The sequence below is a fragment of the Glycomyces amatae genome (assembly GCF_020991375.1).
Classification (GTDB): domain Bacteria; phylum Actinomycetota; class Actinomycetes; order Mycobacteriales; family Micromonosporaceae; genus Glycomyces; species Glycomyces amatae.
Genome location: NZ_JAJLQZ010000022.1, coordinates 75,193 through 86,431 on the forward strand (window position 1 = coordinate 75,193; position 11,239 = coordinate 86,431).

The window sequence follows — 11,239 nt, forward strand, 5'->3', positions numbered from 1 at the left end:
ATGGCCGCCCTCGCCAACCTCCAACTGCCCACCCGCCGCTACGCCCTCGGCGTCAGCCTCCCGGGGGAGGCGCTGAAGTACTTCAGGTACTGGATCCTCGCGGCCGTGGCGATCTCCTTCCTCGGCCCGCTCGCCCTCTCCCGCTACAACGACATCGACCTCTCGACCTGGTTCTACACCGCCAACGTCGCCAAGTGGTTCACCGCGTTCATCGGCGGCGGCTTCCTGGCCGTCCTGGTGCCCAACATGATCGCCGTCGGCCTGACCCGCCGCGAGCTGTCGGTCTCCATGGGGATCTTCGGCCTCCTGTGGTCGCTGTCCCTCGGCGCGGTCGTCTTCGCCGGCATCGCGCTCGAACGCGCCTACTACCACGCCATGGGCTGGTCCCAGGGCATCGACGCCAACGACGTCGTCGCCCCGATCGGCTCCTGGAGCGAGACCCTCGGCTTCGCCGCGGTCTACCCGCTGGTCTACCTGGTCTACTTCACCGCCGGGGCCCTCATCGGCGCCGCCTCCTACCGCTGGGAGGGCACCGGCTGGCTCCTGCTGGTCCCGGTGATCCCGATCGTCTTCAGCCTCGACAACGCCCTGTACAACACCGAGCCGTTCGGCCCGGGCTGGGCGGGCTTCCTCGGCGGCTTCATCGACGACTGGGGCCGCGGCGTCGTCCTGGCCGGCATCGCCCTCGTCCTCGCCGGCCTCGCGCTCGCCACCCACCGCATCCTCACCGACATCCCGCTGCGCTCGAAGAAGGCCTGACCATGTCCACCGCACTCGCCAAGCGCCGCTACCGCATCGGCGTCTCCCTCTTCCTCGGCTCGGGCCGGTGGCTGCGCTGGCCGCTGCTCCTGTGGGTCGTCGCCGTCCCGATCCTCTCGGTCGTCTTCAGCGGCGCCCTCGAGACCGGGCTGTGGTCGATCTCCACCTCGGTGTTCCAGTGGTTCGTCGCCATCACCGCCGGGGGCTGGATCTACACCAACCTCCCGGTCCTGATCGCCCGCGGCGTCACCCGCCGCGAGGCCACCGTCGCCTACCTCCTCTTCGGGGGGCTCGCCGCGGTCGCGGTGGCGGTGCTCGCCACGGCCGGGTCCGTCGCCGAGCACGCCCTCCTCGACCTGTTCGGCGACCCCTTCGGCACCTGGGGCGAGGCCGTCGCGGCCGGGGCCCGCTATGTGCTGATCACCCCGATCTACTTCTTCACCGGGGCCTTCATCGGCGCGTCGGCCGTGCGCTTCAACGGCAGCACGCTGTTCACCGTGATCGTCCTCGTCGCCTCCACCGGCCACTACGCGGGCGTCCTGGCCCTGGAGTTCGGCCTCTTCGGCGGCGACGGCCTCCTGGCCGCCTGGGCCGCCATCTCCCTCGGCGTCATCGCGATCCTGGCCGCCGCCTCGGCCCTGATCCTGCGGTCCATCGCCGTGCAACCGAAACGAGCCTGACATGAGCACCCCACTCGCGCAGCGCAAGTACCGGTTCGCGATGCAGCTGTCGTCCGAGGTCGGCATGACCTTCGGCCTGTGGATCCTGATGTCGCTCGCGGTCGTCCACGCCGTCACGGCCGCCGCCCGGGCCCTCACGCCCTTCGAAGGGGACTTCAGCCACTACCTCTTCCCCGTCCTGCCGCTGATCCTGGCCGCGGTCGGCTGGGTCCACCTCTACCGGTCCTTCCCGCTCGCCGTCACCGCCGGCATGACGCGCAAGGAGTTCCTGACCGCCTACGCGGTCTTCGGGGCGATCGTCGTCGCCGGGGGGTTCGCCTTCATGCAGCTGTTCGTGATCCTCCAGGACCTGCTCGTCCCCGCCGGCGCCGGAATCGACGCCTACGGCGCCGACCCGCTCGAGTCCCTGACCCGCTCGGCGGTCTACTTCGCCGCCGGGGCGGCGGCCGGGGCGCTCATGGCCCGCTTCGGCGGCCGCGGGCTCAGCGGCCTGCTCGCGGGCCTGGTGTTCGGGGCGGTGCTGCTCCGGCAGGTGCCCCTGGAACTGGCGCGTTCGGAGTACTTCGGCGGCTCCGCCGTCCTGGAGCTCCCCTCCGAGGAGGCGCTGCTCGCCCCGCTCGACGCGGTCCTGGCCGCGCTGCTCGCACTCGTCGTGTGGGCGGCGCTGGCGAAGGCGCCCATACCGAACAGCAGGCGGTGACCGGCATGGGCCTCTTCGGCGTCGACGTGCCCTTCCCGATGGCCGTGCTGGCCGCGTGCATCGCGGCCTGCATGGTCGCCGGGCTGCTGCTGACCGCCGAGCCGCCCGCGCCGCCGAGGCCCCTGCCCGGCGAGACGCGCCCGGGCCGCACCACACCCTCCCCCGACCCCTCACAGGGAGTGCCCGACGAGTGGGACACTGGAGGACGGTCAGCACACGCTTCGGAAGGTCAGCACATTGTCGATCCAGCCCATCCGCATCTTCGGCGACCCGGTCCTGCGCACCGCCGCCGATGAAGTCGACACCTTCGACAAGGAACTCCGAGGCCTCGTGAAGGACCTCCTCGACACCATGCGCGACGAGGGCGGCGCCGGGCTTGCCGCCCCGCAGCTGGGCGTCGGCAAGCGCGTCTTCGCGTTCGACGTCGACGACGTCATCGGCCACATCGTCAACCCGGTCCTCGAGTTCCCCGACGAGGAGGAGCAGGACGGCCCCGAGGGGTGCCTGTCCCTCCCGGGCCTCTACTTCGACACCGTCCGCCGCCAGAACGTGGTCGCCAAGGGCTTCAACGAGTACGGCGACCCCCTCCAGATCGTCGGCACCGGCCTCATGGCCCGCTGCCTCCAGCACGAGACCGACCACCTCGACGGCATCATCTTCATCGACCGCCTCGACGCGGAGCGCCGCAAGGCCGCGATGTCCGAGATCCAGTCCCAGGACTGGTACAACGAGGACGTCAAGGTCAAAGTCACCCCCCACGACTCCAAGGGTGTGTTCTTCAAGCGATGAGGATCGTCTTCGCCGGGACCCCGGAGGTCGCCCTGCCGACCCTCGAGGCCCTCCACGGCTCCAGCCACGAGGTCGCCGCCGTCCTCACCAGGCCCGACGCCCGTACCGGGCGCGGCCGCAAGGTCTCCCGCTCGCCCGTCGCCGCCTGGGCCGACGAGCACGGCGTCGAAGTGCTCACGCCCGCCAAGCCGCGCGAACCCGAGTTCCTGGAGCGCCTGCGCGACCTCGAGGCCGACATCGTCCCCGTCGTCGCCTACGGCGCGCTCGTGCCGCCCGCCGCCCTGGCGATCCCGCGCCTGGGCTGGATCAACCTCCACTTCTCGCTCCTGCCCGCGTGGCGCGGCGCCGCCCCCGTGCAGCACGCCGTCCTCAACGGCGACGCGATGACCGGCGCCTGCGTCTTCCAGCTCGAAGCGGGCCTCGACACCGGCCCGGTCTACGGGCGCCTCACCGAGCCCGTCGAGCCCGGCGACACCTCCGGTGCGCTCCTCGACCGCCTCGCCGTCGCCGGCGCCCGCCTCACCCTCGACGTCGTGAACGCCCTCGACGTCGGCGCGCTCGTCCCCGAACCGCAGCCCGAGGACGGCGTCTCCTACGCCCCCAAGGTCACCGTCGAGGACGCCCGCGTCCGCTGGGGCGACCCCGCGTTCGCCGTCGACCGGCGCGTCCGCGCCGTCACCCCCGCGCCCGGCGCCTGGACCGAGTTCGACGGCCAGCGCCTGCGCCTGGGGCCCGTCTCGGTCGACCCCGGCGGGCCCGCGCTCGCCCCCGGCGAGGTCGCCCTCGCCAAGCAGGCCGTCCACGTCGGCACCGCCACCGACCCGGTGCGCCTCGGCGAGGTCCAGCCCGCCGGGAAGAAGCCCATGGACGCCGCCGCGTGGGGCCGCGGCCTCCAGCACGCGGGGGAGGTGCGGTTCGCATGAGCGACAAGCGCAACCGCCGCCGTAACGAGGCGCCCGCCCGCCCGACCGTGAACCCGCGCCGCGTCGCCTTCGACGCGATCCGCGCCGTCACCGCCGACAACGCCTACGCCAACCTCGTCCTGCCCCGGATGCTCGCCGAGACCGGCAACACCGGCCGCGACGCCGGGCTCGCCACCGAGCTGGCCTACGGGACCCTCCGCAGCCTCGGCACCCTCGAGGCGATCCTCGCCGCCGCCTCCGGGCGCGACGTCCGCGAACTCCAGCAGGACCTCGTCGACGCCCTCTGCCTGGGCGCCTACCAGCTGCTGTACATGCGCATCCCGCCGCACGCCGCGGTGGCGACCACCGTGAGCCTCGTCAAGGCCGCCGTCTCCCCGCGCGTCTCCGGGCTCGCCAACGCCGTCCTGCGCAAGGTCGCCGCCAAGGACCTGGACGAGTGGACCGCCGAGCTCGCCACCGGCGACCGCCTCGCCGACCTCTCGCTGAGCCACGCGCACCCCGAGTGGATCGCCGCCGAGTTCGCGGCGGTCGTCGGCCCCGACGAGCTCCCGGCCGCGCTCGCCGCCGACAACGTCGCCCCGCCGGTGCACCTGTGCGCCAAGCCCGGTCGCATCACCAAGGGCGACCTCTCGCGCGAGACGCGCGGCGGCCGCCACGGCCAGTGGTCCCCGTACGCGGTCTACCTGCCCGGCGGCGACCCCGGCCGCGTCAAGGCCGTCGCCACCGGCCTCGCGCACGTCCAGGACGAGGGCAGCCAGCTGGTCGCCCTCGCGCTCGCCGAGGCGCCCCTGGAGGGCCGCGACGAGGCCTGGCTCGACCTGTGCGCCGGCCCCGGTGGCAAGACCGGCCTGCTCGGCGCTCTGGCGGCCGAGCGCGGCGCGGCCGTGGACGCGGTCGAGGTCCAGCCGCACCGAGCCGAGCTGGTCGCCAAGGCCGCCAAGGGACTGCCGGTCACCGTCCACACCGGCGACGGCCGCGAGTTCGGCGAGGCCGGGAGCTTCGACCGGGTGCTCGTGGACGCCCCCTGCTCGGGGCTCGGGGCCCTGCGCCGCCGCCCCGAGGCGCGCTGGCGCAGGCAGCGCTCGGACCTCGACGACCTGGTCCCGCTCCAGCGGGAGCTCCTGGCCTCCGGGCTGCGCCTGGCCCGGCCGGGCGGGCTCGTCGCGTACGTGACCTGCTCGCCGGTGACCGCCGAGACCGAGGAGGTCGTGGCGGCGGTGCTCAAGGACGGGGGAGCGGAGCCGGTCCGGCCCCGCTGGCTCACCGGGCGGGTGCCGGACTCGGCGCGCGGCGACTTCGCCCAGCTGTGGCCGCACCGCCACGGCACCGACGCCATGTTCCTCGCGCTGATCCGCAAGGACGCGTAAGCGATATCATCCCAGCTCCGCCCGGTGCGCCGGGCGGAGCTGGGCGGTCGCGCCCGTTTTGACGGGTGTACTCACTTAATCCATCTCCTCGGGAGCGCTACCATGCATTGACATAGGTAAATGTACTTCGGGTTTACCGGCACGAAGACCCCAAGGAGCATCAGATGAAACGACGACAGCGCCTCGCGGCGATCGTCGCGGGCACGGCCACCGCCGTCGCGACCGCGCTCGGCGCGGGACTCCTCCTCAGCCCCAACGCGGGCGCGCAGGACGGCGTCACCGCCCAGGCACAAGCACTGTGGACGAACCCCAACACGCAGGCGGCCGAGTGGGTCGCGGAGAATCCGAACGACTGGCGCGCGGCCATGATCCGCGACCGCGTCGCGGAGACCCCCGCGGGCACCTGGTTCACCCAGCACAACCCGAGCACGATCCAGTCCCAGGTGCAGGGGGTGGTCTCCGCGGCCGCCGCCGACGGCGCCGCGCCCATCATGGTCGTCTACAACATCCCCAACCGCGACTGCGGCGGCCACTCGGGCGGCGGCGCCCCCGACCACCAGTCCTACCGCCAGTGGGTGGACGCGTTCGCCGCCGGGCTCTCCGGTCCGGCCTACATCATCCTCGAGCCGGACACGCTCCCGCACGACTGCGCCGACCAGAACCAGCGCCAGCAGATCAACCAGTCCCTGATCCACGCGACCCAGGCCATCAAGAACGCCGACTCGCAGGCCAAGGTCTACATCGACATCGGCAACTCCGACTGGCTCGCCCCCTCCACGGCGGCCCAGCGGCTCCAGGACGCCGGCGTCCAGTACGCCGACGGCTTCGCGCTCAACGTCTCGAACTACCGCACCACCCAGGAGTCGTCCGACTACGCCCACCAGATCCAGAACATCATCGGCTCCAACAAGGGCGCGGTCCTCGACACCAGCCGCAACGGCAACGGCCCCCTGGGCAGCGAGTGGTGCGACCCGACCGGGCGCGCGATCGGCTCCTACCCGACCACCTCCACCGGCATCGCCGGCATCGACGCCTTCCTGTGGGTCAAGCTCGTCGGCGAGGCCGACGGCTGCGCCGGCTCGGCCGGGCAGTTCATCCCCGACCTGGCCTACCAGCTCGCTAACGCCGCCGGCTCCGACTGGCCCGGCCAGGTCGAGCCGACCGACCCGGTCACCAGCGACGACCCCACCTCGGACGACCCGACCTCGGACGACCCCACCACCGGCGGCCCGGGCGAAGGGGACTGCACCGTCCACGTCGACGTCGTCAGCGACTGGGGCTCGGGCTGGCAGGGCAAGGTCTCGATGACCCCCGACCAGGCCGTCAACGGCTGGACCGTCTCGTGGACCTGGCCCGGCTCGCAGTCGGTCACGAGCAGCTGGAACACCCAGCTGAGCTCCTCGGGCTCGACCGTCACGGCCTCGGACGTGGGCTGGAACGCCTCGGTCTCGGCCGGTCAGACCAAGGAGCTGTTCGGCTTCGTCGCCTCCGGCCCCGCCGCCGACTTCGACGTCGCCTGCTGACCCGGCTCCGTCCATTGCTGACCTGAGGTCACAGAAGGCACCAGGTGTCCGGCCTGCGTCGCGGTTTCGCGACCTACACTGTCCGTGTGGCACAGTTCCAAGCGGCGCAGGCCGACACCGTCATCGCTCCGAGTCTGCTGGCGGCCGACTTCGCCCGCCTCGCCGAGGCGGCCGAGGCCGTCGAGGGGGCCGTCGACTGGCTCCACGTCGACGTCATGGACAACCACTTCGTCCCCAACCTCACGCTCGGCCCGCCCGTGGTCAAGGCCCTCAAGGCCGCCACGGGCATCCCGCTCGACTGCCACCTCATGATCGAGGACCCGGCCCGCTGGGCCGTGGGCTACGCCGAACTGGGCGCCCACAACGTCACCTTCCACGCCGAGGCCAGCGACGATCCCGTCGCCCTCGCGAAGGACCTGCGCTCGGCGGGCGCCAAGGCCGGCCTCGCCGTCGACCGCGACACCCCGGTCGAGGACTACCTGGAGATCCTCCCCGAGTTCGACACGCTCCTGATCATGACGATCAAGGCCGGCTTCGGCGGCCAGTCGTTCATCCCCGAGCTGCTCGACAAGGTCCGCACCGCGCGCGCCCACGCCGCCTCCGGGCACCTGGACCTGCGCATCGAGGTCGACGGCGGGATCGCCGACGACACCATCGCCGCCGCCGCCGAGGCCGGAGCCGACGCGTTCGTCGCCGGCACCGCGATCTACGGCGCGGACGACCCTGCCGATGCGGCCCGGCGCCTGCGCGCCCGCGCCGACGCGGCACGATCATCAGCTTGAGCCCAAATGGCAGCCTCCACCCCTGACCTGGTCCTGATCGCCGACGCCGATCCCGAGATCGCCGAGTTCCTCGCCGCCCGGCTGCGCGCCGACGGCTTCGACACCGCCCTCGCCCGCGACGGCTACCAGGCCCTCGCCGGGATCGCCCTGCGCCGGCCCGGCATCGTCCTGCTCGAGTCCGACCTGCCGTTCATCGACGGCCTCGCCCTCACCCGGCAGCTGCGGGCCGACCCCGCCACCGCGAGCCTCCCGATCATCCTGCTCGGCGCCCAGCCCTCCTCGGCCGACAAGATCGCCGGGCTCAAGGCCGGCGCCGACGACTACATCGCCAAGCCCTTCGACCCCGCCGAGGTCTCCGCCCGCATCGACTCGGCGATCCGCCGCCACCGCGAGGTCCGCGAGTCCTCGCCGCTCACCGGCATGCCCGGCAACGACCGCATCCTGCGCGAGCTCCAGTCCTGGATCAAGCGCGGCGACCCGTTCGCCCTGTGCTACATCGACATCGACCAGTTCAAGGCGGTCAACGACGTGTACGGGTTCGTGCGCGGCGACGAGTTCATCAGGGCCCTCGCCGAGTGCGTCTACGCCGCCGCCGGGGACGCCGGGGCCGCCCCGGTCTTCCTCGGCCACGTCGGCGGGGACGACTTCACCATCCTGTGCCTGCCCGAGCACGCCGAGGCCGTCACCGGCTTCCTCAACGACCACTTCGCGCGCCGCGTCCGCCTGCTGTGCGACCCGGGCGACGTCGAGCGCGGCTACATCGAGCACGCCGACCGCACCTCGCGGCGCATGTCCCGCTCGCGCCTGCCCACGCTCTCGACCGGCGTCGCCCTCTCCACCCAGCGCCGCTTCGCCGACGCCTACGAGGCGGTCGCCGAGGCCACCGCCCTCAAGAGCGTCGCCAAGTCCCACTCGGGCAACTACGTGGCCTTCCCCGAGGGCCGCGCTCCCGGGCGCACCGGCGGCCGCCCCGTCTTCTGGCGGAACGACCGGTGACCGGCCCGCGCCGCGCAGTAGGGTGCGTCACAGTCCGGGCCGCGGCGGAATAACCCCGTGGCACAATTCCTTGTAGCAAACGCGCGTCAGCGGGGTCGGTGAAACTCCGAGCCGGCGGTGAGCGGCATCAGCCGCGAGTCCGCGACCCGTCCGCATCCAGCGGACGGTTGACCTGGTGGGAATCCAGGACCGACGGTCAAAGTCCGGATGGGAGCAGACGCAACGCGGGAGGCCACTGGCGGCCCCTGCGAACCGTTCTTCTGCCCCGCCTGCGTGCCGTACACCAGTTGCAGCAGGTAGGGGGTTCCATCCCGTGTTCACCGGAATCGTCGAAGAACTCGGCGAAGTCGTCAAGGCGAGTGAAGCGTTCCTCGCCGTCCGCGGACCGATCGTCACCTCGGACGCGCACCTCGGCGACTCGATCGCCGTCAACGGCGTCTGCCTCACCGTCATCCTCGTCGACGGCGACGTCTTCCACGCCGACGTCATGGAGGAGACCTACCGCCGCACCGCCATCGGGGGCCTCCGCGAAGGCGACAGGGTCAACCTCGAGCGCGCCGCCACCCTCACCACCCGCCTCGGCGGGCACCTCGTGCAGGGCCACGTCGACGGCGTCGCCGAACTGGTCAAGCGCACCCCCGCCGCCGAGTGGGAGGAAGTGACCTTCCGCCTCCCCGCGGGCCTCGCGAAGTACGTGGTCGAGAAGGGCTCCATCACCGTCGACGGCACCTCCCTGACGGTGGCCGCCATCGACGGCGACGAGTTCACCGTCGGCCTCATCCCCACCACGCTCGAAGCCACCACCTTGGGCCGCAAGCAGGTCGGCGACACGGTCCACATCGAGACCGACGTCGTCGCCAAGCACGTGGAGAAACTCCTCCAGCACACCGGGAGCCAGTTGTGAACGACATCCGCCTGGACAGCGTCGTTATGAACACGATCGAGGACGCCGTCGCCGCCGTCGCCGAAGGCCGGCCCGTCATCGTCGCCGACGACGTCGACCGCGAGAACGAGGGCGACATCGTCTTCGCCGCCGAGGACGCCACCGCCGAGCTCATGGCCTTCACCATCCGCCACACCGGCGGGTACGTCTGCGTCGCCATGCCCGAGGACACCGCCGACCGGCTCGAGCTGCCCCCGGCCTACCACGTCAACCAGGACTTCAAGGGCACCGCGTTCGCCGTCACCGTCGACGCCCGCAAGGGCGTGACCACCGGCATCTCGGCCGCCGACCGCGCGCAGACCGTCCGCGTCCTCGCCCACCCGGAGACCGTCGCGACCGACCTCAACCGGCCCGGCCACATCGTCCCCCTGCGCGCCAAGGACGGCGGCGTCCTGGTCCGCCGCGGCCACACCGAGGCCGCGATCGACCTCACCCGCCTCGCGGGCAAGCGCCAGGTCGGCGTCATCTCCGAGATGATGAACGACGACGGCACCATGATGCGCCTGCCCGAGCTGCGCGACTTCGCCGACGAACACGGCCTCGCGCTCATCACCGTCGCCCAGCTCGTGGAGTGGCGCCAGCGCAACGAGACCCACGTCAAGCGCCTCGCCGAGGCGCGCCTCCCGCTGGAGGCCGGCGAGTTCAAGGCCGTGGGCTACCGCGCCGCCTTCGACGGCAACGAGCACGTCGCCCTCGTCAAGGGCGACATCGGCGACGGCCGCGACGTCCTCGTCCGCGTCCACTCCGAGTGCCTCACCGGCGACGCCTTCGGCTCGCTGCGCTGCGACTGCGGCCCGCAGCTCCAGGCCGCCCTGCGCGAGGTCGAGGCCGAGGGCCGCGGCGTCGTCCTCTACATGCGGGGCCACGAGGGCCGCGGCATCGGCCTGGTCCACAAGCTCCAGGCCTACCAGCTCCAGGACCAGGGCCGCGACACCGTGGACGCGAACCTCGAGCTGGGTCTGCCCGCCGACGCCCGCGACTGGGCCGTGGGCGCGCAGATCCTCGCCGACCTCGGCATCAAGTCGATGCGCCTGCTGACCAACAACCCCGACAAGCGCGCCGGGATCGAGGGCCACGGCCTCGAGGTCATCGACCGGGTCTCCCTGCCGACCTACGCCACGCCCGACAACATCGCCTACCTGACCACCAAGCGCGACCGCATGGGGCACCTCCTCGCGGACCTGCCCCGGCTCGCGCCCGCCGACGACGCGCTGGGAGCAGCCTGACATGGCCGGACACGGAGCACCCGAGATCAAGGTGCCGGACGCCGCCGGGCTCACCCTCGGCGTCGTCGCCACCGACTGGAACGCCGAGGTCGTCGGGCAGCTGCTCAAGCGGGCCCTCGACGCGGCGGCGGACGCCAAGGTCGCCGAGGTGAAGGTCCTGCACGTGGCCGGGGCCGTCGAACTGCCGGTCGCGGCCCAGGCGCTGGCCCGCCGGTACGACGCCGTGGTCGCCCTCGGCACCGTCATCCGCGGCGGCACGGCCCACTTCGACTACGTGTGCAAGTCGGTCACCGAAGGGCTCACCAGGGTCGCGCTCGACGAGTCGACGCCCGTGGCCCACGGCGTGCTCACCGTCGACGACCAGGAGCAGGCGCTCGCCCGCGCCGGCTACCCCGAGTCCGCGGAGGACAAGGGCTACGAGGCGGTCGTCGCCGCCCTCGGCGCGGCCCTGGCGATCCGCTCGCTCGGCTGACCTCCGACGCGGCGGGGGGGGGGGGGGGGGGGGGGGGGGGGGGGGGGGCCCCCCCCCCTTGGGGGGGGGGGGGGGGCGC

At 72.6% G+C, this 11,239-nt stretch carries 12 protein-coding genes and 1 riboswitch; all 12 genes read left to right on the forward strand.

Annotated features, from left to right (window positions below; translation table 11 throughout):
- The 12 genes from LO763_RS24155 to ribH all read left to right on the forward strand — a co-directional run bounded on the left by LO763_RS24155 (window position 1) and on the right by ribH (window position 11,160).
- Complete coding sequence (locus LO763_RS24155) at window positions 1–759, forward strand: hypothetical protein (RefSeq protein ID WP_230790001.1); 759 nt, start codon at window positions 1–3, stop codon at window positions 757–759.
- A gap of 2 nt (window positions 760–761) precedes the next feature.
- On the forward strand, window positions 762–1,439 hold the full coding sequence (locus LO763_RS24160) for a hypothetical protein (RefSeq protein WP_230790004.1): 678 nt from the start codon (window positions 762–764) through the stop codon (window positions 1,437–1,439).
- 1 nt (window position 1,440) lies between these two features.
- The gene (locus LO763_RS24165) at window positions 1,441–2,139 is read left to right on the forward strand and encodes a hypothetical protein (protein ID WP_230790007.1); all 699 of its coding nucleotides are present in this window, start codon (window positions 1,441–1,443) and stop codon (window positions 2,137–2,139) included.
- A 237-nt stretch (window positions 2,140–2,376) separates the two neighbouring features.
- Window positions 2,377–2,928, forward strand: coding sequence for a peptide deformylase (def, locus tag LO763_RS24170; RefSeq protein ID WP_230790009.1), 552 nt, complete (start codon window positions 2,377–2,379; stop codon window positions 2,926–2,928).
- Complete coding sequence (gene fmt / locus LO763_RS24175) at window positions 2,925–3,851, forward strand: methionyl-tRNA formyltransferase (protein ID WP_230790011.1); 927 nt, start codon at window positions 2,925–2,927, stop codon at window positions 3,849–3,851. The genes def and fmt overlap by 4 nt, the downstream gene beginning before the upstream one ends.
- Window positions 3,848–5,218 carry an RsmB/NOP family class I SAM-dependent RNA methyltransferase gene (locus LO763_RS24180; protein WP_230790012.1) on the forward strand — a complete coding sequence of 457 codons (1,371 nt, stop codon included), beginning with the start codon at window positions 3,848–3,850 and terminating at the stop codon, window positions 5,216–5,218. Before fmt ends, LO763_RS24180 begins: the two co-directional genes overlap by 4 nt.
- Before the next feature lie 164 nt (window positions 5,219–5,382).
- Window positions 5,383–6,741, forward strand: a complete 1,359-nt coding sequence (locus tag LO763_RS24185; RefSeq protein ID WP_230790015.1) for a glycoside hydrolase family 6 protein — start codon at window positions 5,383–5,385, stop codon at window positions 6,739–6,741.
- 86 nt (window positions 6,742–6,827) lie between these two features.
- Window positions 6,828–7,523 (forward strand): ribulose-phosphate 3-epimerase, encoded by a 696-nt coding sequence (rpe, locus tag LO763_RS24190; protein ID WP_230790018.1) that lies wholly within the window; start codon window positions 6,828–6,830, stop codon window positions 7,521–7,523.
- 6 nt (window positions 7,524–7,529) lie between these two features.
- Window positions 7,530–8,519, forward strand: a complete 990-nt coding sequence (locus LO763_RS24195; protein WP_230790021.1) for a response regulator — start codon at window positions 7,530–7,532, stop codon at window positions 8,517–8,519.
- 81 nt (window positions 8,520–8,600) lie between these two features.
- Window positions 8,601–8,742, forward strand: a riboswitch (FMN riboswitch).
- Window positions 8,743–8,832: 90 nt separating this feature from the next.
- Window positions 8,833–9,423 carry a riboflavin synthase gene (locus LO763_RS24200; protein WP_230790024.1) on the forward strand — a complete coding sequence of 197 codons (591 nt, stop codon included), beginning with the start codon at window positions 8,833–8,835 and terminating at the stop codon, window positions 9,421–9,423.
- Between the two features lie 26 nt (window positions 9,424–9,449).
- Window positions 9,450–10,688 carry a bifunctional 3,4-dihydroxy-2-butanone-4-phosphate synthase/GTP cyclohydrolase II gene (locus LO763_RS24205; protein WP_255672966.1) on the forward strand — a complete coding sequence of 413 codons (1,239 nt, stop codon included), beginning with the start codon at window positions 9,450–9,452 and terminating at the stop codon, window positions 10,686–10,688.
- A 1-nt stretch (window position 10,689) separates the two neighbouring features.
- Complete coding sequence (ribH, locus tag LO763_RS24210; RefSeq protein WP_230790031.1) at window positions 10,690–11,160, forward strand: 6,7-dimethyl-8-ribityllumazine synthase; 471 nt, start codon at window positions 10,690–10,692, stop codon at window positions 11,158–11,160.
- Window positions 11,161–11,239 lie beyond the last annotated feature (79 nt).